This window comes from Streptomyces sparsogenes subsp. cuspidosporus, from assembly GCF_039532705.1.
GTDB lineage: Bacteria > Actinomycetota > Actinomycetes > Streptomycetales > Streptomycetaceae > Streptomyces > Streptomyces sparsogenes.
The window spans coordinates 312,508-332,235 of record NZ_BAAASD010000005.1; the positions used below are offsets into that span (position 1 = coordinate 312,508).

The 19,728-nt window shown below is 71.5% G+C and carries 21 protein-coding genes; 8 read left to right on the top strand and 13 right to left on the bottom strand.

What is annotated here, in order from left to right; translation table 11 throughout:
• Window positions 1–78: 78 nt before the first annotated feature.
• On the bottom strand, window positions 79–1,086 hold the full coding sequence (locus ABFY07_RS09385; protein ID WP_346174000.1) for an arabinan endo-1,5-alpha-L-arabinosidase: 1,008 nt from the start codon (window positions 1,084–1,086) through the stop codon (window positions 79–81).
• Between the two features lie 184 nt (window positions 1,087–1,270).
• Here ABFY07_RS09385 and ABFY07_RS09390 point away from each other — a divergent pair, with 184 nt between their 5' ends.
• Entirely contained in the window at window positions 1,271–2,683 is a 1,413-nt protein-coding gene (locus ABFY07_RS09390) for a glycoside hydrolase family 30 protein (protein WP_346174001.1), read from the top strand.
• Between the two features lie 56 nt (window positions 2,684–2,739).
• On the opposite strand, the gene ABFY07_RS09395 is transcribed toward ABFY07_RS09390, so the two are convergent.
• From ABFY07_RS09395 to ABFY07_RS09410, 4 genes are all read right to left on the bottom strand, one after another.
• Entirely contained in the window at window positions 2,740–3,630 is an 891-nt protein-coding gene (locus ABFY07_RS09395; protein ID WP_346174002.1) for a carbohydrate ABC transporter permease, read from the bottom strand.
• On the bottom strand, window positions 3,627–4,589 hold the full coding sequence (locus ABFY07_RS09400) for a carbohydrate ABC transporter permease (RefSeq protein ID WP_346174003.1): 963 nt from the start codon (window positions 4,587–4,589) through the stop codon (window positions 3,627–3,629). Before ABFY07_RS09400 ends, ABFY07_RS09395 begins: the two co-directional genes overlap by 4 nt.
• The gene (locus tag ABFY07_RS09405; protein WP_346174004.1) at window positions 4,586–5,923 is read right to left on the bottom strand and encodes an extracellular solute-binding protein; all 1,338 of its coding nucleotides are present in this window, start codon (window positions 5,921–5,923) and stop codon (window positions 4,586–4,588) included. The genes ABFY07_RS09400 and ABFY07_RS09405 overlap by 4 nt, the downstream gene beginning before the upstream one ends.
• A gap of 303 nt (window positions 5,924–6,226) precedes the next feature.
• The gene (locus ABFY07_RS09410; protein WP_346174005.1) at window positions 6,227–7,264 is read right to left on the bottom strand and encodes an NADP-dependent oxidoreductase; all 1,038 of its coding nucleotides are present in this window, start codon (window positions 7,262–7,264) and stop codon (window positions 6,227–6,229) included.
• Between the two features lie 82 nt (window positions 7,265–7,346).
• Between ABFY07_RS09410 and ABFY07_RS09415 the strand changes: the two genes are divergently transcribed.
• Complete coding sequence (locus tag ABFY07_RS09415) at window positions 7,347–7,817, top strand: MarR family winged helix-turn-helix transcriptional regulator (RefSeq protein ID WP_428836889.1); 471 nt, start codon at window positions 7,347–7,349, stop codon at window positions 7,815–7,817.
• A 99-nt stretch (window positions 7,818–7,916) separates the two neighbouring features.
• Here ABFY07_RS09415 and ABFY07_RS09420 read toward each other — a convergent pair whose 3' ends face one another.
• The 3 genes from ABFY07_RS09420 to ABFY07_RS09430 form a co-directional block, all read right to left on the bottom strand.
• On the bottom strand, window positions 7,917–8,735 hold the full coding sequence (locus ABFY07_RS09420) for an SCO2400 family protein (protein WP_346174007.1): 819 nt from the start codon (window positions 8,733–8,735) through the stop codon (window positions 7,917–7,919).
• Between the two features lie 179 nt (window positions 8,736–8,914).
• Window positions 8,915–9,775: an SMP-30/gluconolactonase/LRE family protein gene (locus tag ABFY07_RS09425; RefSeq protein WP_346174008.1), complete on the bottom strand. Its 861-nt coding sequence runs from the start codon at window positions 9,773–9,775 to the stop codon at window positions 8,915–8,917.
• On the bottom strand, window positions 9,772–10,548 hold the full coding sequence (locus tag ABFY07_RS09430) for an IclR family transcriptional regulator (RefSeq protein ID WP_346174009.1): 777 nt from the start codon (window positions 10,546–10,548) through the stop codon (window positions 9,772–9,774). Before ABFY07_RS09430 ends, ABFY07_RS09425 begins: the two co-directional genes overlap by 4 nt.
• Window positions 10,549–10,752: 204 nt before the next feature.
• On the opposite strand from ABFY07_RS09430, the gene ABFY07_RS09435 reads away from it, so the two are divergent.
• Window positions 10,753–11,367, top strand: coding sequence for a hypothetical protein (locus ABFY07_RS09435; RefSeq protein WP_346174010.1), 615 nt, complete (start codon window positions 10,753–10,755; stop codon window positions 11,365–11,367).
• On the opposite strand, the gene ABFY07_RS09440 is transcribed toward ABFY07_RS09435, so the two are convergent.
• The 4 genes from ABFY07_RS09440 to ABFY07_RS09455 form a co-directional block, all read right to left on the bottom strand.
• Window positions 11,342–11,767, bottom strand: a complete 426-nt coding sequence (locus ABFY07_RS09440; RefSeq protein WP_346174011.1) for an OsmC family peroxiredoxin — start codon at window positions 11,765–11,767, stop codon at window positions 11,342–11,344. The two genes, ABFY07_RS09435 and ABFY07_RS09440, sit on opposite strands and share 26 nt — an antisense overlap.
• 55 nt (window positions 11,768–11,822) lie before the next feature.
• A complete protein-coding gene (locus tag ABFY07_RS09445) occupies window positions 11,823–12,422 on the bottom strand; it encodes a histidine phosphatase family protein (protein WP_346174012.1) in 600 nt (199 codons plus the stop codon).
• Window positions 12,415–12,825 (bottom strand): thioredoxin, encoded by a 411-nt coding sequence (trxA, locus tag ABFY07_RS09450; RefSeq protein ID WP_346174013.1) that lies wholly within the window; start codon window positions 12,823–12,825, stop codon window positions 12,415–12,417. The genes ABFY07_RS09445 and trxA overlap by 8 nt, the downstream gene beginning before the upstream one ends.
• Before the next feature lie 293 nt (window positions 12,826–13,118).
• On the bottom strand, window positions 13,119–14,153 hold the full coding sequence (locus ABFY07_RS09455; RefSeq protein WP_346174047.1) for a winged helix-turn-helix domain-containing protein: 1,035 nt from the start codon (window positions 14,151–14,153) through the stop codon (window positions 13,119–13,121).
• Window positions 14,154–14,336: 183 nt separating this feature from the next.
• Between ABFY07_RS09455 and ABFY07_RS09460 the strand changes: the two genes are divergently transcribed.
• The 3 genes from ABFY07_RS09460 (at window position 14,337) to ABFY07_RS09470 (ending at window position 17,677) form a co-directional block, all read left to right on the top strand.
• Window positions 14,337–15,314: an AraC-like ligand-binding domain-containing protein gene (locus ABFY07_RS09460; protein WP_346174014.1), complete on the top strand. Its 978-nt coding sequence runs from the start codon at window positions 14,337–14,339 to the stop codon at window positions 15,312–15,314.
• Between the two features lie 144 nt (window positions 15,315–15,458).
• The gene (uppS, locus tag ABFY07_RS09465; RefSeq protein ID WP_346174048.1) at window positions 15,459–16,202 is read left to right on the top strand and encodes a polyprenyl diphosphate synthase; all 744 of its coding nucleotides are present in this window, start codon (window positions 15,459–15,461) and stop codon (window positions 16,200–16,202) included.
• Window positions 16,199–17,677 (top strand): oxygenase MpaB family protein, encoded by a 1,479-nt coding sequence (locus tag ABFY07_RS09470; RefSeq protein WP_428836890.1) that lies wholly within the window; start codon window positions 16,199–16,201, stop codon window positions 17,675–17,677. The genes uppS and ABFY07_RS09470 overlap by 4 nt, the downstream gene beginning before the upstream one ends.
• Window positions 17,678–17,722: 45 nt before the next feature.
• Here the strand turns inward: ABFY07_RS09470 and ABFY07_RS09475 are convergent, their stop codons facing one another.
• Window positions 17,723–18,364: a superoxide dismutase gene (locus ABFY07_RS09475; RefSeq protein ID WP_065958985.1), complete on the bottom strand. Its 642-nt coding sequence runs from the start codon at window positions 18,362–18,364 to the stop codon at window positions 17,723–17,725.
• Between the two features lie 526 nt (window positions 18,365–18,890).
• Between ABFY07_RS09475 and ABFY07_RS09480 the strand changes: the two genes are divergently transcribed.
• Together ABFY07_RS09480 and ABFY07_RS09485 are read left to right on the top strand one after the other, a co-directional pair.
• Window positions 18,891–19,154, top strand: a complete 264-nt coding sequence (locus ABFY07_RS09480; RefSeq protein WP_346174050.1) for a type II toxin-antitoxin system Phd/YefM family antitoxin — start codon at window positions 18,891–18,893, stop codon at window positions 19,152–19,154.
• Window positions 19,151–19,405, top strand: a complete 255-nt coding sequence (locus tag ABFY07_RS09485) for a Txe/YoeB family addiction module toxin (RefSeq protein WP_346174015.1) — start codon at window positions 19,151–19,153, stop codon at window positions 19,403–19,405. The genes ABFY07_RS09480 and ABFY07_RS09485 overlap by 4 nt, the downstream gene beginning before the upstream one ends.
• Window positions 19,406–19,728: the final 323 nt, after the last annotated feature.

Below are 19,728 nucleotides of genomic sequence, written 5' to 3' on the forward strand. Positions count from 1 at the left end.
GGCGTAGATCAGTCGTTCTCCGGATGCGCCGCCGATACACCCGCCTCTGACGTCAGGTTCATGTCAGGTCGGGACGTATCAGTACGCGGTGGGCCAACCGCCGCTCCAGCTCAGCAGGTTGACGCCGAGCTTCGGGGTGCCGTTGTCCTGGCCGTCGTAGTAGTGGTAGACGAGCAGGTCGCCGTCCACGTCGCTCATGACGGACTGCCCGCCGGGGCCGATGTAGCGGCCGTGGGACTCCAGCACCACCGAGCCGCCGTTGTTCATCATGTTGACCCCGTTCTTGTCCAGGTACGGCCCGGTGGGCCTGGTGGCGCGGCCGACCTTGATCTTGTACGTGGAGCTGGCGCCCGCGCAGCAGGTGTCGTACGAGGCGAACAGGTAGTAGTACCCGTTGCGCTTGACGACCGTGGGCGCCTCGACGGCCTTGGTACCGGTGGGCCGGGAGGCGATGGAGTAGACGGTCCGGTCGCCCGCGTACTGCTTGCCCGTGGAGGGGTCGAGGCGGATCATCTTCAGCCCCGACCACCACGAGCCGAAGGACAGCCACCACGTGCCGTCGCCGTCGACGAAGAGGTTGGGGTCGATGGCGTTGTAGTCGCTGCTGCCGGTCGTGGCGTGCACGATGCCCTGGTCGGTCCAGGTGCCCGCCTTGCCGCTCCGCGAGGTCGCGAACCCGATCGCCGAGTTGCTCGACCCGAAGGACGAGACGGCGTAGTACATCAGGTACTTGCCGCCCTGGTACGAAATGTCGGGCGCCCAGGGGTCGTTGCCGGCGGAGTAGCTCTTCCACCACGACGGCGGGGTGTTGAAGGCGTTCCCCGAGCGGCTGAAGGCGATCCGGTCGGTGGAGGTGCGGGCCTCGAGGCCGCCGTGGGTGGAGTAGAGCAGATAGGTGCCGTCGGTGGCGCGGATCATGGTGGGGTCGTGGACGACGATGTCGCCCGTCACCCGCCCCGGGTTGGGGTAGGCGGAGGCGCTCGTCGGCAGCAGCGCGAGGGCCGTGGCGGCCGCGAGGGCGGCGAGTCGCCGGGCCCCGGACCGGCCGGCGGCGGCCCGGGCACGCCTCGACTTGAGGTGGATCATTCGGCTCTCCTTCGGAATGTTTTCGGTGCCCCTCCGAAACACATGGCGCGACACGCCGCGCCGACTGGCCTCAACACCTCCCCTCTCCCGGGGGATTGACTCGCCCCTCAGCTGCCTCTACTTTCCCCCGGACGTTTCGGTGACGTTCCGGAAGTTTTTCGGTGGCAGAGGAAGGGACGCTCTCGTGATCAAGGTGATGCGCGCCGCTGTGACGGGCGCACTGGCCGTCGCCCTCCTGGGGACGGCGGCGACCGTGCCGGAAGCCCGTGCCGGCGACGGCGCCCCGGCGGGGGCCTTGGGCCGGGTGGACTTCGGCCACCGCCTCCAGCCCATCGACGGCTTCGGCTTCTCCCAGGCCTTCCAGCGCGCCGACCTCATGCACGGCGCGCGCGGACTGACCCCCGAACACCAGCGGGAGGTCCTGGATCTGCTGCTGGACCGGACATCCGGGGCCGGGCTGAGCATTCTGCGGCTGGGCATCGGCTCGTCCTCGGACGAGGTGTACGACCACATGAAGTCGATCCAGCCGACCGACCCGGGCGGACCCGACGCCACGCCCCGCTACCAGTGGGACGGCGACGACGGCGGCCAGGTGTGGCTGGCGAAGGAGGCCAAGGCGTACGGCGTGAAGCGCTTCTACGCCGACGCCTGGAGCGCCCCCGGCTATATGAAGACCAACGGCACGGACGCGAACGGTGGGACGCTGAGGCCCGAGTGGCGGCGGGCCTACGCCGACTACCTGGTCCAGTACGCGAGGTTCTACCGCCAGGAGGGCATCCGCGTCACCGACCTCGGCTTCACCAACGAGCCGGACCTGTCCACCTCGTACGCCTCCATGCGGTTCACGCCCGAGCAGGCGGTGGAGACGGTCAAGGCGCTCGGGCCGACCGTGCGCCGCGCCGGGATCAACCTGGTGTGCTGCGACGCCGCCGGGTGGGACGAGCAGGCGGAGTTCAGCGCGGCGATCGAGAAGGACCCGCGGGCCGCGGCGTATGTCGGCGTGCACACCGGCCACCCGTACGTCACCCCCTCCGACCAGCCGCTGCCGGCCGGGCGCCGCACCTGGATGTCCGAGTGGAGCCCCAACGGCCCGACGTGGAACGAGGCGTGGGACGACCGCTCCGGCTATGACGGCCTGGCGGTCGCGGAGGCCATCCACACCACCCTCGCGGACGCCCGCGCCAGCGCGTACGTGTACTGGTTCGGGGCGTCCATCGGGGCCACGCGGGGGCTGATCCAGCTGGACGGGGCGGACTACCACGTCTCCAAGCGGCTGTGGGCGCTCGCCGCGTACAGCAGGTTCATCCGGCCGGGGGCGGTACGGGTGGCCGCGTCCTCGGGGACGGAGGACGTCAGGATCACCGCGTTCCGCAACCGGGACGGGTCGCGGGTGCTGGAGATCCTCAACACCGGTGAGGAGCCGGTGCGGGCCCAGTACGCCGTGGACGGCGGCCCGGGCGCCTCCGGGCGCGGCTCGGTGTACCGCACGGACGAGACCCACTCGCTGAGCCGGGTGGCGACGGCGCGGGTGCGCGGCGGCCAGCTGGGCGTGGAGCTGCCCGCGCGGTCGCTGACCACGGTGGTGCTGGGGAGGTGACCGGCGGGGAGCCCGGTGCGCCCGGCCGGGCGCACCAAGCCCCCGTGGGGGGATCCTCACTGGCCGGCCAGCCCCGTGTGGGCCACACCGCGCACGATCTGGCGCTGGAAGAGCGCGAAGACCACCAGCAGCGGCAGGCCCGCGATCACAACCGAGGCCATCATCTGGGCGTAGCGCAGCCCGTACGAGGACTGGACGTTGACCAGCCCCACCGGCAGGGTCATCCCGTTGGGATCGGTCGTGACCAGGAACGGCCACAGGAAGTTGTTCCACGTGGAGATGAAGGTGAAGATCGCCACGGCCGCGAGCACCGGCCGGGACAGCGGCATCACCACGGTCCAGAAGACCCGCCACCGCCCCGCCCCGTCCACGAACGCGGCCTCCTCCAGCTCGCGCGGCACCCCGTCGAAGAACTTCACCAGGATGAACACCATGGCGGGCACGGCGACCTGCGGCAGGATCACGCCCCAGTAGGTGTCCACGAGCCCCATGGAGACCATCTCCGCGAACAGCGGGGCCATCAGCACCTGCGGCGGCACCATGATCCCGGCCAGCACCAGCCCGTAGAGCGCCTTGCGGCCGCGGAACTCGGTGCGCGAGAAGCCGTACGCGGCCATCGCGCACAGCACCACGGTCAGCAGGGTCGTCATGATCGAGATGTAGGCGGAGTTGAACATCCACTGTCCGATGTCGCCGGACTTCCACACCTCGCGGTAGGCGTCGAAGGTGATCGTCGAGCCGATCCACTTCAGCGGTGTGGTGGTGGTCTCGCCCTCCGGCTTGAGCGAGGTGGCCACCGCCCACGCCAGCGGCACCAGCCACACCGCCACCAGCGCGAGCGCGACCAGCAGCATGCCGATCCGGCCCGGGGACCAGCGGACCCTGCGGCCCGCGTCGGCGCCCGCTTTCACCTGTGTCACGTCTTTCACGGCTGTCTCCGCGCTCATGACCGCGCGCCCTCCTCACTCGCGCGGCGGGTCAGCCGCAGATGGACCAGGGAGACGATCACGATCAGGGCGAAGAACAGGTACGAGACGGCGGAGGCGTAGCCGATCCGGTAGCCGGTGAAGCCGGACTGGTAGACGTACTGCAGGATCGGCCGGGTGGCGTCGTCGGGGCCGCCTCCGGTCATGATGTAGACCTGATCGAAGATCTTCAGCGAGGCGAGGATCTGCAGGATGACCACGACGCCCGTGGTCCGCCGCAGCATCGGCAGGGTGATGTTCCGCAGCCGGGCCCAGGCGCCCGCGCCGTCCAGCTCCGCCGCCTCGTAGAGGTGTTGCGGGATGGCCTGGAGCGCGGCCAGGTACAGCAGGAAGTTGAAGCCGACGGTCCACCACACGGTGGTCAGGACGATCGACAGCATGGCGTAGCGCTCGTCGGTGAGCCAGCCGATGCCGGGGTGCAGGCCGAGGGAGGCCAGCGCCTGGTCGGCGAAGCCGAAGTCGGAGGGGTAGATCACCCACAGGAAGAGCAGCCCGACGACACCGGACGGCAGCAGGAAGGGCGCGAACCAGCTCAGCCGCCACAGCCACTGGACCACCCGCAGATGGTGGGCGAGCAGCGCCAGGCCCAGGCCGACGAGGACGAGGGGGACGGTGGACAGGACGGTGAACCAGACGGTGTTCCACAGCGAGGACCACACGTCGGGGTCACGCAGGGCCTCGGCGTAGTTGTCGAAGCCGATGAAGTGGCTGTCGGTGCCGGTGATGTTGTCGTCGCCGAGGCTCATCTTGACGCCGTACAGCAGCGGCCAGAGGAGGAAGAGGGCGTAGACGACGAGGAAGGGCCCGACGAACACCAGCCCGTGTTCGGTCCAGGGGCGGCGCACGGTCCTGGGCGGGGTGGTGGCAGGCGTGGCCGGGGACGAGCCGGGCGGGGGCGCGGTCACGGTCGGCGCGCTCATTTCGCACCTCCGAAGGGGTTGGGGGTGTCGAGGAGCTCGCGCAGCCGGGACTTGGCCTCCTTCAGGGCGCCCTCGGGCGTACGGGAGCCGGTGAACACCCCGGAGAACACCGAGCCGAGCGCGATCCACATGAGGGAGGCGGAGCCGGTGAACCAGGCGGGTTCGTCGAGCGCGACGTCGTTGACGACCGAGCGGTATTCGGACTGCGGCTGGAGCTTGAGGTAGGCGGGGTTCTTCAGCGTCGGCAGATAGGCCGGCACATGGCCGCCCTTGGCCCACTCGACGGTGTGCTTGAGCATCCAGGCCACGAACTCATGGGCCGCTTCGTTGGTGGCGCCGCCCCGGTCGTTCTGGTGGGGCAGCACGAAGGAGTGGCAGTCGGCCTGGGCGGTGGGGCGGCCGAAGAGGGCCGGCACCCGGGTCATGGAGAACGGCAGCTCGGTGGTGCGGAAGGAGCTGACCTCCCATTCCCCGTTGAGGTAGAAGGCGGTCTTGCCGCCGTTGAAGACGCCGACGGAGCCCGGGTAGTCGACCCGGCGGACGCACAGCCCCTCGTCGACGAGCATGCGCATGTACCGGAGCACCTTCAGCGCCTTGGCGTCGTCGAGGGCGAGGCGGCGGCCGTCGGCGGACAGCACCTTCCCGCCGGTCTGGGAGTAGAAGGTGGAGAACACCCGCCAGGGGCCGATGACGTCGCCGCCGATGGTCTCGGTGACCATGCCCGGCTGCCCGGTGGCCTTCTTGGCGGCGCGCAGGGCGGCGGTGAACTCCTCGGCGCCGTGGATCGGCGCCAGCTTGCCGTCGGAGCCGAGCAGCCCGGCCTTCTCGCACACCTCGGTGTTGTAGAAGAGCACCATGGGGTGGGTGTCGAGCGGGATGGCGTACTGCTTGCCCTCCACCGCGCCGCGCTTCCAGATGCCCTCGGGGAAGTCGGCGGGGGTCACGCCGTGTTCGGCGAGCAGGTCGAGGTCGAAGGCGTCGAGGAGGCGGCCGGGCGCGAAGCCCGCGAGCCTGGCCAGGTGCAGCGCCGCCACCTCCGGGGCCCGGCCGCCCGCGCCCGCCATGCCGAGCTTGGTGTAGTACGGCGAGCCCCACTGGAGGGTGGCGGCTTCCAGGCCGATCGAGGGATGGGACGCGCTGTAGGCGTCCAGCATCGCCCGCATGTTGACGCCGTCGCCGCCGCCGAAGAGGTGCCAGTAGCGCAGCCGGGTCTTGCCCTCGGCGACCGACGAGGGCGCGGCACAGGCGGTGGCGCCCGCGCCCAGGGCGCCGGCGGCGGCGAGCGCGCCGAGACCGGTGAGCACGCTTCGGCGGCTCGGGGAGGATCGTTGCATTGCGGCTCATTCCTGCTGCACCAGAGCAGCGTTTGTTCGTGATTTCGAATGCCGCTCGTAACTTCGGACGGAAGATAAGCCGCCGTGGAGTGCACGTCAACGCTTTGCGCAGGACTCGCCCCACCTCCCGCAACCCTCTTGACCCCGGCCTCGGCAAGCGCTTACCGTCCGCCTCACGGCATCCGTTGTCCGCGAGGGCGGCCGCGAGGACCTGCCGGCATGGCAGCGGCCCCCGGCGTGGCCGGGGGCCGTGGAATGCTCAGCCGGTGAGCGCCGCCCGGCGGCGGGCCCTGGGGAGAGCCGTCAGTCGTTCAGTGCGACGATCATCTTGCCGATGTTCTCGCCGCGCAGCATGCCCAGGAACGCGTCCACCGCGCTGTCGATGCCCTTGACCACCGTCTCCCGGTAGTGCAGCTTGCCCTCGCGCAGCCAGCCGCCGACCTCCTCGACGAACCGCTGCTGGAGGTGCTGGTGGTCCTGGACCAGCATGCCCTGGATGCGCAACCGCTTGCCGATGACGAGGGCGAGGTTGCGCGGGGCGGCGGGCGGCTCGGTCGCGTTGTACTGGGCGATCATGCCGCAGATGGTGATGCGTCCGTGCACGTTCATGCGGCCGATGGCGGCCTCGAGGTGTTCGCCGCCGACGTTGTCGAAGTAGACGTCGATGCCGTCGGGCGCGGCCTCCTTGAGCTGCTCGGCGACCGGGCCCTCCTTGTAGTTGAACGCCGCGTCGAAGCCGTACTCCTGGGTCAGCAGCCGGACCTTCTCGTCCGAGCCCGCGCTGCCGATGACCCGCGAGGCGCCCTTGAGCTTGGCGATCTGGCCGACCTCGCTGCCGACCGCGCCCGCCGCGCCGGAGACGAAGACCACGTCGCCCTCCTTGAAGGAGGCGACCTCGAGCAGGCCCGCGTACGCGGTCAGCCCGGTCATGCCGAGGACGCCGAGGTACGCGGAGAGCGGGGCGGCGGCCGGGTCCACCGTGACCGCGTGCTCGGCGTCCACCGTCGCGTACTCGCGCCAGCCGGCGAAGTGCAGGACGTGGTCGCCGACGGCGACGCCCTCCGCGTTCGAGGCGATGACCTGGCCCACGGCGCCGCCGTTCATCGGGTGGTCGAGCTTGAAGGGCGGGAGGTACGACTTCACGTCGTTCATCCGGCCGCGCATGTAGGGGTCCACCGACATGTACAGGTTGCGGACCAGCACCTGGCCGGGGCCCGGCTCGCCGACGGGCACCTCGCGCAGCGCGAAGTCCTCCGGCTTCGGCCACCCTTCGGGGCGGGCGACGAGGTGCCATTCACGGCCGGTGGTGGGTATCCCGGAGGTGGGGGTGGTGGCGGTCATGGGGGTGAGCCTCCTCAGATGCTTCAGGATGTTTCAGATAGTGAAACAATGATGGTGCTGGATATTTCATGGTGTCAAATAAATGGGTACCCTGGACCCCATGACCTCCAGCAACGAACCTCCTGATCCGCTGACGCTCGAAGTCGTCGAGCTCATCGGCACCATCGTCGCGCGCTATCACGAGGAATACGAGCAGGCCGCCGCGAAGCACTCCCTCACCGGCGCGCAGGCGCGGGTGCTCGGGCTGCTGTCCCGGGGCCCGACGCCCATGCGCCGCATCGCCCAGCAGTTGAAGTGCGAGCCGTCGAACGTGACGGGGATCATCGACCGCCTGGAGACCCGCGGCCTCGCCGAGCGCCGGCTCGACCCGGCCGACCGCCGCGTCAAGCTCGCCGCCGCGACGGACCGGGGCAAGGAGACCGCCGACCGGCTGCGCGGCTCGCTCGGCTTCGCGCGCGCCCCGCTGGCCGGGCTGTCGGAGCGGGAGCGCACGGTGCTGCGCGACCTGCTCAAGCGGATGGTGGGGCCGGACGGCGAGCTGCCGGCGGTCTGACGCGGTCGGAAGGCGATCCGATCCGATCCTGACGCGAGCCCGACCCCGGCCCCGGCCCCGGCCCCGGCCCCGGCCGGCGCCCCGGGCGCACCACCGGTCCTACGTGCACCACCACAGGAAGCGGTCGCAGCTCTCCGTGGGCGTGGGCGCGGGGGTGGTCGGCGCCACGGTGGTGGGGCCGGGGTCGGACGGCGAGGTCGGGTCCTGCGTGGAGCCGCCTCCTCCTCCGCCGCCGCCCGTGGCCGCGGGCGTGGCGGAGGGGCCGCCGGAGCCACCGGCCGAGGAGGGGTCGTCGGGGCCGGGCGACTCGCCGTCCTCGGACTTCTCACCGTCCTTGGACTTCTTGCCGTCCTTGCCTGCGGCGTCCCCGTCCCCGTCCGCGCCCTCGTCCTCGTCCGCGCTCGCCCCGTCCGCGCCGACCGAGGGGCCCGCGCCCGGTGCGCCGCTCTCCCGCGTGCTCGGCCCGCTGGAGCCCCCGGCGTCCGGGCCGTGGTCCACCTGCGAGGTGTCGGGGCCGGACGAGGACGAGGGCTCGTGGAAGATGCCGCCCTCGGTGGCGATCTCCGCCACGAACAGCCCGGCCAGCACGGGGCCGAGCACCGCCGCCATGATCGTCACCCGGCGCCGCCGCCCGCGGCGCGCCCGCCGCGCCCGCCCGCCGACGATGCCGCGGGGCCTGGGCTTTCCGCGGGCCGCCTTGCGCCGGTCCGCGCGCGTCGAGGCCGCCTCGGGGGCCTCCGCACGCGTCGGGGCCGCCTCGGCCTCGGCAGCGGGGGACGGCTCGCCATCCGCGTCGGCGTCGGCATCGAAGGGGGCGCCTTCGGGCGCGGGGTAGGCGTACTCCCCCGCGTACGCACCACAACCCGGGCAGGAGACAGCGCCGTTGAGGTGGCGGCGGCAGGAAGGGCAGTAATCCATGTCGCCGGGCAGGTTATGTGACCCCCGGGTAGTGGAGAAACCGCAGATTGTGAGGATCCTGTGCAAGGATCGATTTCTCGCCGCCCGGGCCCCTGCTTGGCCGAAATTGTCCGTCTCGGCCCGTGAACACCTCGGCCCGCGAACGCCTCGGCCCGCGAACGCCTCGGCCCGCGAACGCCTCAGCCCGCGAAAGCCGGTTGCGCCAGCCCCTGCCCCGCCCCCGCGAGCACCAGCACCGACCCGGCGAGCGGCTGTTCGGCGGGGCCGAGCCCGACCCGCGCGGAGGTCACGTACAGGTCGGTCAGGTCCGGGCCGCCGAAGGCGCACGCGGTAGGGCGGCGCACCGGCAGCTCCACCACCCGGTCGAGCGAGCCGTCCGGGGCGTACCGGCGGACCGCTCCGCCGTCCCACAGCGCGACCCACACGCCGCCGTCGGCGTCCACGCACAGCCCGTCGGGGAAGCCCGCGCCGTCCTCGATCCGCGCGAAGAGGCGGCGGCCGGTGACCTCCGCGCCCGCCACGTCGAAGACGTCGATCCGGCGGGTCGGGGTGTCGGCGTAGTACATGAGACGGCCGTCCGGGCTCCAGCCGATGCCGTTGCTGATCGTGACGTCCGGCAGGATCTCCGTACGGGAGCCGTCCGGGGCGATACGGGACAGCGTGCCGCCGCCCGTGGCCTCGTCGTAGCGCATGGTGCCCGCCCACAGCGAGCCGTCCGGCGCCACGGCCGCGTCATTGCCGCGGCGGCCGGGGACCGCCTCGCGGACCAGCCAGGAGAACCCGCCGTCGGCCCCGTACAGCCCGACGCCGTCGCGGAGGTTGACCGCCAGGCCGCCGCCGGCCCGGGGCTTGGCCGCGCCGACGTGCTGCTCGGTGACCAGGACCGTGCGCCGGCCGGTGGCGGGGTCCCAGGTGTGGACGCGGGAGGAGAGGATGTCCACCCAGATCAGCCGCTTCGCCGCGGCGTCCCAGGTCGGGCCCTCGCCCAGCTCGGCGGTCGCCCGGACCGCCACCTCCAGGCCGTGGCCGTTGCCGCTCATGCGCCGCGCCTCCGGTGTCCCAGGCGGGCCGACAGCTCGCCCGCGCCCTTGGCGGCCAGCTCCGCCAGCTCCTGCTGCCGCTCCTCGCTCCAGCGGATCATCGGCACCGAGATCGACAGCGCCGCCACCACCTTGCCCGCCGAGTCCCGCACCGGGGCCGCCACACAGCTCACGTCCGGGTTCGACTCGCGCTGCTCGACCGCGATGCCGCGCTCGCGGATCTCCGCGAGATGGCGGCGCAGCTCCTGCGGGGAGGTGATGCTGTTGTCCGTCATCGCGGTCAGCGGCCGGTCCTCCGGGATGCGGGCGGCCAGGGCATCCTCGGAGAGGGAGGCGAGGAGCATCTTGCCGACCGAGGTGCAGTGGGCGGGCAGCCGGCGGCCGGCGGCGGAGACCATGCGGACGGCGTGGGTGGAGTCGACCTTGGCGATGTAGATGACGTCCGCGCCCTCCAGGATGGCGACGTGGACGGTCTCGTCGCAGGTCTCGGCGACGCTGCGGGCCACCTGCCGGCCCTCGGCGGCCAGGTCGAGCTGCTCGGCGTAGCGGCTGCCCAGCTGGTACGGGCGCACGCCGAGCCGGTAGCGACCCGGCTGGTCGGGCACTTGCACCAGGTAGGAGCGGGCGGCCAGGGTGGTCACCAGCTCATGGACCGTCGTCCGGGGCAGCCCGAGCTTGCGGGTGATCTCGGGTGCGGAGAGCGTGCCGTCCCCGTCGAGAAAGAGCTCGAGTATGTCCAGGGCCCGGGTCACCGCGGGCACCAAGCGTCCCATGTCGCTCGCCCACCCCTTCTGGTCCAGTTGGCACCGTCTGTTCGAGATTACGGCCATCGGCCGGTATCGCGAACAGATTACGCAGAGGTGACTTCCGCAGGCAATGGCCCGGTGGGCCCGGCGGGCCCCGGGTGCCACGGGCCGGGGGTGCCCAGGGAGGGCCGTGGCCGGGTACGCGACGGCCGGGTGCGCCACGATGGGGCCATGAACTCCGCGCTCGACCCCTCGGCCGACTCCTTCCCCGCCCCCTTCCCCTTCGTGCTGGTGCTGCTGCGGAGAATGGCCGACTACCACCCGGACCTGGTCGAGGAGGCACTGCGGGAGCTGGGCTTCAGCCGCTCCGTGATGCGCGAGGCGAACCGCCGCTGGCAGGCCATGCGGCGCTCGCCCCGGCGCAGGTCCGCCATCGGCCACTACCGCTCGGTGCTGGGCGCGCCCGAGACGGCCGCCCCCCGCCGGATCGGCGATCTGACCTGCGAGGCGCTGAGCTGGCCGGTGCCGCTGTGGCCGGGGCTGCGGTTCGAGGTGCTGACCGCCCCGGGCGGCGGGGTGTGGAACGAGTGGCTGGTGCGGGCGCCCGGCGCCGCCGGGCCCCCGCTGCGTACGGTCGAGGACCTGACGCCCTGGTCCTGCACGGTGGACGAGGTGGCGCGGGCCTTCGCGCCCGCCCGGCCGATGGAGGGCTCGGCCCCCACCCGCTGGCGGCTCGCCTTCACCGCCCCGGACGGGAATGGTGAACCCCACCACTGCGTGGCGGAGTTCACCTGGGGGCTGCTCCAGCGCGTGGACGCCGTCAGGCCAGCTTCGCCGAGAGAGTGATCTCCGTACCGGCGAGCGCCTGGCTCACCGGGCAGTTCTTCTTGGCGTCCTCGGCCGCCGCGACGAACGCGGCCTCGTCGATGCCCTCCACCGTGCCCTCCACGGTCAGGTGGATGCCGGTGATGCCGGTGCCCGGCTGGAAGGTGACGTCGGCCTGCGTGGTGAGCTGCGTGGGCGGGTTCCCGGCCTGGGTGAGGCCGTGCGACAGCGCCATCGAGAAGCAGCTGGAGTGCGCGGCCGCGATCAGCTCCTCGGGGCTGGTCTTGCCGTTCGCCTGCTCGGCGCGGGAGGGCCAGGAGACCGGCTGCTCGCCGATCCCGGAGGAGTCGAAGGTCACCGCCCCCTTGCCCTCGGTCAGATTGCCGTGCCAGACGGTGTGCGCGGTGCGCGTCGTAGCCATGCTTCCCTGCCTTCTGTGAGCTGGTGAGAGCACCTGCCGGTGATCGCCTCAGAGCCTACGACGCCGGGCCCACGTTCCACGCGACGACGGCCGGCCGGCCGTGCTCGGTGCCGAGCCGGCTGACGGTCGCCGTGTCGAGGCGGAAGAGCGCTCCGGCGGACGGCGGCAGCCCGAGGCGGCGGGCGGTGAGGACGCGCAGGACGTGCCCGTGCGCGACGAGCACCACATCGCCGCGGTCGGCGCTCAGCTCGGCTTCCAGGCCGGCCAGCACCCGGTCGACGCGGGCGCCGATCCGCTCGGGGCTCTCGCCGGGGTGCTCGGCGTTGCCCGGGGCGCCCCCGTCGGTCCACAGGTCCCAGTCGGGCCGGGTGCGGTGGATCTCGTCGGTGGTGATGCCTTCGTAGCCGCCGTAGTCCCACTCCACCAGGCCCGGCTCGATCCGCGCCCCGTCGATGCCCGCGAGCCGCGCCGTGTGCACGGCCCGGCTCATCGGGCTCACCAGGGCCAGCGCGATCTTGCGCTCGGCGAGCAGCGGGCGCAGCGCGCGGGCCTGGTCCTCTCCGCGGGGCGTGAGCGGCAGGTCGGTCCAGCTGGTGTGCCGGCCCGACCGGCTCCACTCGGTCTCGCCGTGGCGGATCAGGAGCAACTCACCCATGGCTGCCCGGCGCCGCCGCCTCGCCCGCTTCCGCCGCGGCCTTGTCCTGCGCCTCGGCGACGGAGGCGCGGACCGCGTCCATGTCGAGGCCGCGGGCCTGGCCGATGATGTCCTCCAGGGCCGGCTCGGGGAGGGCGCCGGGCTGGGCGAAGACGGCGATGTTCTCGCGCACGATCATCAGCGTCGGAATGGACTGGATGTCGAACGCGGCGGCGAGTTCGGGCTGGGCCTCGGTGTCGACCTTGGCGAAGACCAGGTCCTGGTGGGTCTCCGCGGCCCGCTCGTAGACGGGGGCGAACATCCGGCACGGTCCGCACCAGGAGGCCCAGAAGTCGATCAGGACGAAGTCGCTTCCCGAGACGATCTCGTCGAAGTTGTCCTTGGTGAGTTCTACGGTACTCATGCCGGCGTTACCTGCTTCCCTGCTGTCGGGTGGCCCCCGCGCTGTCGGTGTGGCGGGTCCGGCCGCGTCAACCAGGCCACCGCGGGGGGTATTCCTGACCGGGCCGCACCGCAGGTCACAGGGGCCGCGAGGGCCCGCCGCACGGGCACGTGGGGCTCGGCGAAGGCCGGACCCGCGCTGTAGGGCCCGGCCTTCTCGCGTCCGAGTCACGCGCAGCCCGCAGCGTGGATAGGACGCGTTCCACGGTAGGGCGGGGCACTGACAACGCCCCTCGTCCGGTCACGGGGGCACGGTCACAGGCCTGGGGCGTCGAGGAGGGAGATGCCGACGGCGGTGGGGCTGTGGAGCGCCGTGTTGCGGTGCCGTACGGTGCGGATCAGGCCGGCCGAGCGCAGGACGGTGGTGTGTTCACTGGCGCTCGAGCTCGCGATGCCGGCGCGGGCGGCGAGTTCCTTGGTCGAGCAGCCGGGGTGCTCCGCGATGGCCCGCAGCACGGCGGCGCGGGTCGGGCCCAGCAGGGCCGACAGCGCCGACCGCCCTCCTGACCGCCCTCCTGACCGCCCTTCTGACCGTCCTCCGGAGGGGAACAGCGGTGGCGAGTCGGAGGACCCCGCGCCGCCGAGGGGGTACCTCAGCACGGGCTGGGGCTGCGCGTCGATGTCGATGGTGGGTGCGTTCGGTCCGAAGACGGAGGGGACGAGCAGCAGTCCGCGGCCCTCGAGGTGCAGGTCGCCGTCGAAACCGCTGAGCATCGCGAGCTCCAGGACGGGTGGGTTCCAGCGGATGCGCGACGGAAGCAGCCCGGCGAGCAGGCCCTCGACGCCGCCGTCGAGCGCCTGCCGCACGCGCGCCGCCCGGTCGGCCGCCGTGGCACTGGCGATCCCCTCCCAGGACGGGGCCAGCAGGACGTCGAAGACGTGGTCCAGGCTGTCGCACAGCCGCCGCAGCAGATCGGGGTCGTCGGCAAGGCCCCGCGTCCACGGCGGCAGCGGGTGCCACTCGGCCACATGCGCCAGGTCCCGGCGGATCCGGGAGCGGGGCGTGCCACGCACCCGCTCCAGTAACTCCCGCGCGCCGCCGGCTTCGGCCGGGGTCAGAAAGGTGGGCGCCCAGCCGCGGGGCGGAATCAGATCCATGACCATGCGCGCGTCGGGCCGCAGCCGGGCGCGGGCACGGCTTCTCCAGGCTCCGAAGCGCACCGGATGGCCGCCCGTCTGCAGGGTCCGTACCGAGGAGCTCAGCTCCATGAGCGGCGGCGGGACCGGGGCGACCCGGGTGCGCGCGAGGTCCTCGACCGTGAAGTGAATGCGGTAGACCACGGTCCCCATCATTCGGTCCAGACCGAATGAGGTCGAGAGGCGCCGCGAAAGCCCCGAGAGTGGCCGGGGGCACCGCCGCGCAACCGGGCGCACCGAAAAGCGCTTCTTGTGTCTACAGGACCTCTTGGGTCCACAGGCCCGGAACGTGATACAGGACCGGACAGTGACGAATCACCGTGTCGAGGGGACATCATGGACATCGCGACCATGACGACGGCGTGGCTGACGCCGGAAGAACGGTTCGGCTGGTGGCACGACATGACGGCTTCCACGCTGATCCCGACCGCCATGGGCAGCGACCGGGCGGCGGACTTCGAGGCCTCGGCCCGGGTCCTGAACCTGGGCGACGTCCAGGTCTCCGACATGGCCTACCCCATGCTGACCGTGGCCCGGACCCCACGGCTGATCCGGCGCGCCGACCCCGGCTATGTGCAGCTGTCGCTCACCCTCTCCGGAAACATGGGCTTGTCGCACCTCGGGAGGCAGGCCCTGCTCGGCCCCGGGGATCTGGCGGTGTACAGCTCGTCGGAGCCGTTCGACGGCTGGGCCGGCCCCGAGGGCGCGGCACCGGTCCGCCAGTTATTGCTGCATCTGCCCCGGGCGGCCCTCCCGCTGACCGCGGAGCAGGTGGACCGGATCGCGGGCACCCGCATACCCGGCGGCGAGGGGTTCGCCGCGCTGCTCGTCCAGTTCCTCACGCACATCGCCCGCAATCCGCAGCAGTTCGGCCCCCAGGACGCGCCCCGGCTGGCCACCACCTTGATCGATCTGCTCTCCCACACCATCGCCCAGCGGCTCGACGCCCTCTCCGCCCTGCCGCCGGAGAGCCGGGAGCGCTCCCTGCTCCTCCAGGTCCAGGACTTCATCCGGGGCCACCTCCACGACCCGGGCCTCACCCCGGACGCCGTCGCCGCGGCCCACCACATCTCCACCCGCTCCCTGCACCGTCTCTTCCAGCGGCACGGCCTGACCGTGGCCGCCTGGATCCGGCTCCAGCGCCTCGAGAGCTGCCGCCGCGACCTGGCCGACCCCCGCCTCGCCGCCCGCCCGATCCAGGCCGTCGCCGCGCGGTGGGGGTTCTCCCGCCCCGCAGACTTCACCCGCGCCTTCCGCGCCGCCTACGGCGTGCCCCCGAGCGAATACCGTCGGCACCGCACCGCGGGCCACTGAGACCGCTGAGGGCCGCTCACAAGGCGGTCGCGGCGGCCGGGGCGCCGCCACCCGTACGGGTGAATGCGCGCGCCGTCTTGTTCCTTTCCCGGCAAGGCCCCGGCACTCTGCTGCCTATTGCGGCATGGGGAGGGGTTTCGTGCTGTGACGACAACAGGGGTGCCCCACAGGAGCGTGCCGCGTCACGTCGCGTGCGTGATGGACGGTAACGGCAGATGGGCGGCGAGCAGGTCGCTGCCGCGTACGTCCGGCCATCGTGCGGCGGAAGCGACGGTGATCGACGTCATCGAGGCGGCCCGGACGGCGGGGGTGGAGTGGCTGAGTCTGTACGCCTTCTCCACCGAGAACTGGCGCCGCCCGGCCGGCGAGGTGGATTTCCTCATGCGGTTGGTGCGGCACGCGGTGCGCAAGCACGCCCCGCTGCTGCATGCCCGGGGAATACGCTGCCGGTTCCTCGGCGTGACGGACTCCAGGATCCCGGCGCCGCTGGCCCGGGACTTCGACGACCTGATGACGCTGACCGGCGCCAATCGAGGCATGACCTTGACCGTGGCGTTCGATCACGGCGGGCGTGGGGACATCGTCGAGGCAGCGCGGTCGCTCATCCGCAGCGGCGTGTCCGCCGAAGCCGTCGACGAGGAGAACTTCGCCGCCCATCTCCCCTTTCCCGACACACCCGACGTGGATCTCGTCATCCGCACGTCCGGCGAACAGCGCATCTCCAATTTCATGCTCTGGCAGGTCGCCTATGCCGAATGGGTCTTCCCGCCCGTGCTCTGGCCCGACTTCCGGGCGACGCACTTCGTGGAATGCCTGCGCACCTTCCAGCAACGCGACCGCCGCTTCGGCGGCGTCACACCGAACGCGAATGGAGAAACCCGGCCGTGACCGACACCACCGGCAGCCACCCCGACGCCACCGCCCAGGAGCACCCCGTGGACGGCGACGCTCCCCTGTTCGGCCCGGGGTCGCAATTCCACCAGTTCTTCAACGATCCGCGCTGGGCGCTGGCCATGGTGCGGGCGACCGTGCTGGAGGCCGCCCATCCGCAGGTCGGGGCCGCTCTGATGGAAAGCTCGACGTTCGTGGTCCACCCGTGGCGGCGGCTGCGCAACACCTTCCTGAGCCTGCAGCGGATGTTCGGCGCCGACGACCAGGTACGCCAGCGGGAGGCGGCGCGGCTGAACCGACTGCACTCGCGGCTCAACGGCACCGACGCGCACCAGCGGCCCTACGACGCCATGGACCCCCACGTCCGGGCCTGGGTCGTGGCGACCCTGTTCGAAAGCACCGTCACCATGTGCCGGCTCAGCGGCCAGCCACTCGAACAGCGCACCATGGAACGCCTTTACGCCGAGTTCCAGGCGTACCTCGCGGTCATGGACGGGGAAAACGGCCGGCTGCCGGCCACCCTCCAGGAATTCTGGCCGTACTACGACCGCGTGGTCGAAGAGGAACTGGAGAACACCGAGGCGCTCCGCATCATCCTCTACAAGCTCTTCGACCACCTCCCGGCGCCCCCGGTGCTGGACGGCCTGCCCACCGTGTGGGCGGCCGGCCGGGCTCTCGCCGGCCCCCTCATCGGCGCCATCACCGTGTCGTCCCTCCCGGAATCCTTCCGCCGCCGGGCGGGGCTGCCCGACATCCCCGGCGCCCGGACGCTCACGCAGAGCGCCTACCTGGCCATCGGCCTGGCACGCTTCCTGCCGGACGGCTGGACCCAGGCCGAAGGCCTGGTCAGCCTGCTCTTCGTGTCTCCCGACAGCGAAGACCCCCGCGCCAGGACGATCACGGCGGTGCGCGACGGCATGAAGCGAGCCGGCGCCCTCCTCAGGCTGATCACGCCCCTCCCCGCCCAGCCCGACCCCGCCGAGGCTCCCGGGCCACAGCGCACCGCCGAGGAGTTCTTCCGCGACGTGCTGGACCAGACCGGCGACGGCTATCTGGACTGGCCCGACCTCGCCGCCATGGCCCGGGAGCTGTCCGGCCGCCTCGACCTGGACGAACCACAGGAGACCAGGCTCTACAACGCCTACGCCGAGTGGTGGCGAGAGCTGCAGACGGATCTCGACACCGACGGCGACGGCCGCATCAGCAAGGAGGAGTACGCCGCGGCCGTGCCCTCCCTCGCCGGACCCGCGCTGATCAAAGTCGCCGAAGTCCTCTTCGACGCCACCGACGCCGACGGCAACCAGTCCATCGACGCGGACGAGTACCGGGCCCTGTTCCGCACCGGCTTCCACCGGGACGTGGCCGACACCGACGGGAGCTACTCCCGCGCCGCGTTCGTCAGGGACTTCCTCTCCTTCATGTCGGGCCGGCAGAGGTCGAGCCCCTACGACCCGCTGCTCGCCGAGGCGTGAGGCGCGCCCCTGGCGACCGGCCGGGCCGCTCTGCGCACCGCGCCGTTACGGCGCGAGCAACAGGCTGTCGCCGCGCTCCTTGGCCGCGGCGTACCGCTTGGCCACGTCCTGCCAGTTGACGACCTGCCACATGGCCTCGATGAAGTCGACCTTCTGGTTGCGGTACTGCAGGTAGAAGGCGTGCTCCCAGGCGTCGAAGACGAGGATGGGGGTGGAGCCCTGGCCGACGTTGCCCTGGTGGTCGTAGACCTGCTCGACGACCAGCCGCCCACTCAGCGGCTCGTAGGCGAGCACGCCCCAGCCCGACCCCTGGGTGGTGGCCGACGCCTTGGAGAGCTGCGCCTTGAAGCGGGCGAACGACCCGAAGGACTCGGCGATCGCGTCCGCCAGCTCCCCCACGCCGTCCTTCTCCAGCGGCTCGCCGCCGCCGTCACCGGTCATGTTGTGCCAGTAGATCGAGTGCAGGATGTGCCCGGAGAGGTGGAAGGCCAGGTTCTTCTCCAGGCCGTTGATCGAACCCCATGACTCCTTGTCCCGCGCCTCCGCGAGCTGCTCCAGCGTGTCGTTCGCGCCCTTCACGTACGCGGCGTGGTGCTTGTCGTGGTGCAGCTCGATGATCTCGGGGCTGATGACCGGGGCGAGTGCCGCGTAGTCGTACGGGAGCTCCGGGAGCGTGTAAACCGCCATGTCCAGCATCCTCCGAAGTAATTGCAACTCATGTGCAACTGCACGCTAGCAGCAAGAGCGGCGCGGTGCGGATCAGGCGTTGGTCCTAGGTCCGGCGGGCCGGTTCGATGAGCCCGGACCGCTCGCCGTCCCGGAGCCCCCGTAACGGCCTGCGCGGCCCGGTTTCGGTCCTCTCGTACGGCTCGTGGTGACGTGTGTTCGCCCGATGGTTCTCATCCGGGGTGGTACCGATACCAACCGTGGCGGCGACCGCACCGGCGCCGCGCCGCTTGAGTTCGTCGCCGGGGCCGCCGCCGGTTCGCGGGCGGCGGTGCCATGTCCGACGGCGCCGCACACCGAGCAGACCGGCATTGTGCAGTGGCTCGATGACCGCACGAACGGCCGACTTAGGGCGACCGAAAGTGCGGACCCGCCACTCAGAGATCTCCGCAGCCCGGTCAAGCATCTCGTCGTCGACATCGATGATCAGTGGACACCCACAAAATTCGTACGATATCTTGTACAAGTCGAGAGAGGAGGCAGCTCCATGTCCATCACCGCCAGCGAGGCGCGCCAGAACCTGTTCCCACTGATCGAGCAGGTCAACGAGGACCATGCTCCCGTTCACATCACCTCCCGCAAGGGGAACGCCGTCCTGATGTCCGAAGAGGACTTCAACTCCTGGGCGGAGACGGTGCACCTCCTGCGCTCCCCCAAGAACGCACGTCGCCTGCTCGACTCCATCGCCGAGGCGGAAGCCGGCAAGGCTCAGCGGCGTCAGCTGATCGACCCCGACGCGGGGCGTGCGTGAAGATCTCGTTCACGTCACACGCCTGGGAGGACTACACCTACTGGGCCGAGAACGATCGCAAGATGGTCAAGCGCATCAACAAGCTGATCGACGACACCACACGCGATCCCTTCAAGGGCATCGGCAAGCCGGAGCCCTTGAAGGGCGACCTGTCGGGCTACTGGTCCCGAAGAATCGACGACACGCACCGGCTCGTGTACAAGCCGGCCGACGATGAGTTGATCATCGTCCAGGCTCGGTACCACTACTGACGCGAGTCGAGGAAACGGGCCCGCCCCCGGAGCAGACCAGGCACGGCGAGGCGCGTTCCCGGTTGGGCGATCGACGCCGCCGCCCGCAGGACGGGGCGGGTCACGGTCAGGAACGTATGTCTCGTTGCTCCACACCCTTCAAGACAGCCGCCACGGCTACGAAGTTTCGACGGAGCCCAACAGGCGCCGCCACCCTGGCGCCGCGCCGCTGCCCGCGAGGCCGATCAGGCAATACGGCGGATTACGGGCATGACTCACATACCGCGCACCATGTCCGGTGCGCGCCCCCTGGATCTTGCTCTGAACGGATGAAGGGGGTCGGC

What these genes read in the sequence shown, in the direction of transcription:
- ABFY07_RS09420 (WP_346174007.1), bottom strand. Translation starts at nt 8,735, where the DNA reads ATGGATTACTGCCCTTCCTGCCGCCGCCACCTCAACGGCGCTGTCTCC.
- ABFY07_RS09445 (WP_346174012.1), bottom strand. Translation starts at nt 12,422, where the DNA reads ATGGGTGAGTTGCTCCTGATCCGCCACGGCGAGACCGAGTGGAGCCGG.
- ABFY07_RS09480 (WP_346174050.1), top strand. Translation starts at nt 18,891, where the DNA reads ATGTCCATCACCGCCAGCGAGGCGCGCCAGAACCTGTTCCCACTGATC.
- ABFY07_RS09440 (WP_346174011.1), bottom strand. Translation starts at nt 11,767, where the DNA reads ATGGCTACGACGCGCACCGCGCACACCGTCTGGCACGGCAATCTGACC.
- ABFY07_RS09435 (WP_346174010.1), top strand. Translation starts at nt 10,753, where the DNA reads ATGAACTCCGCGCTCGACCCCTCGGCCGACTCCTTCCCCGCCCCCTTC.
- trxA (WP_346174013.1), bottom strand. Translation starts at nt 12,825, where the DNA reads ATGAGTACCGTAGAACTCACCAAGGACAACTTCGACGAGATCGTCTCG.
- ABFY07_RS09400 (WP_346174003.1), bottom strand. Translation starts at nt 4,589, where the DNA reads ATGAGCGCGCCGACCGTGACCGCGCCCCCGCCCGGCTCGTCCCCGGCC.
- ABFY07_RS09475 (WP_065958985.1), bottom strand. Translation starts at nt 18,364, where the DNA reads ATGGCGGTTTACACGCTCCCGGAGCTCCCGTACGACTACGCGGCACTC.
- ABFY07_RS09385 (WP_346174000.1), bottom strand. Translation starts at nt 1,086, where the DNA reads ATGATCCACCTCAAGTCGAGGCGTGCCCGGGCCGCCGCCGGCCGGTCC.
- ABFY07_RS09455 (WP_346174047.1), bottom strand. Translation starts at nt 14,153, where the DNA reads ATGGGGACCGTGGTCTACCGCATTCACTTCACGGTCGAGGACCTCGCG.
- ABFY07_RS09460 (WP_346174014.1), top strand. Translation starts at nt 14,337, where the DNA reads ATGGACATCGCGACCATGACGACGGCGTGGCTGACGCCGGAAGAACGG.
- ABFY07_RS09430 (WP_346174009.1), bottom strand. Translation starts at nt 10,548, where the DNA reads ATGGGACGCTTGGTGCCCGCGGTGACCCGGGCCCTGGACATACTCGAG.
- ABFY07_RS09425 (WP_346174008.1), bottom strand. Translation starts at nt 9,775, where the DNA reads ATGAGCGGCAACGGCCACGGCCTGGAGGTGGCGGTCCGGGCGACCGCC.
- ABFY07_RS09410 (WP_346174005.1), bottom strand. Translation starts at nt 7,264, where the DNA reads ATGACCGCCACCACCCCCACCTCCGGGATACCCACCACCGGCCGTGAA.
- ABFY07_RS09405 (WP_346174004.1), bottom strand. Translation starts at nt 5,923, where the DNA reads ATGCAACGATCCTCCCCGAGCCGCCGAAGCGTGCTCACCGGTCTCGGC.
- ABFY07_RS09395 (WP_346174002.1), bottom strand. Translation starts at nt 3,630, where the DNA reads ATGAGCGCGGAGACAGCCGTGAAAGACGTGACACAGGTGAAAGCGGGC.
- ABFY07_RS09415 (WP_428836889.1), top strand. Translation starts at nt 7,347, where the DNA reads ATGGGTACCCTGGACCCCATGACCTCCAGCAACGAACCTCCTGATCCG.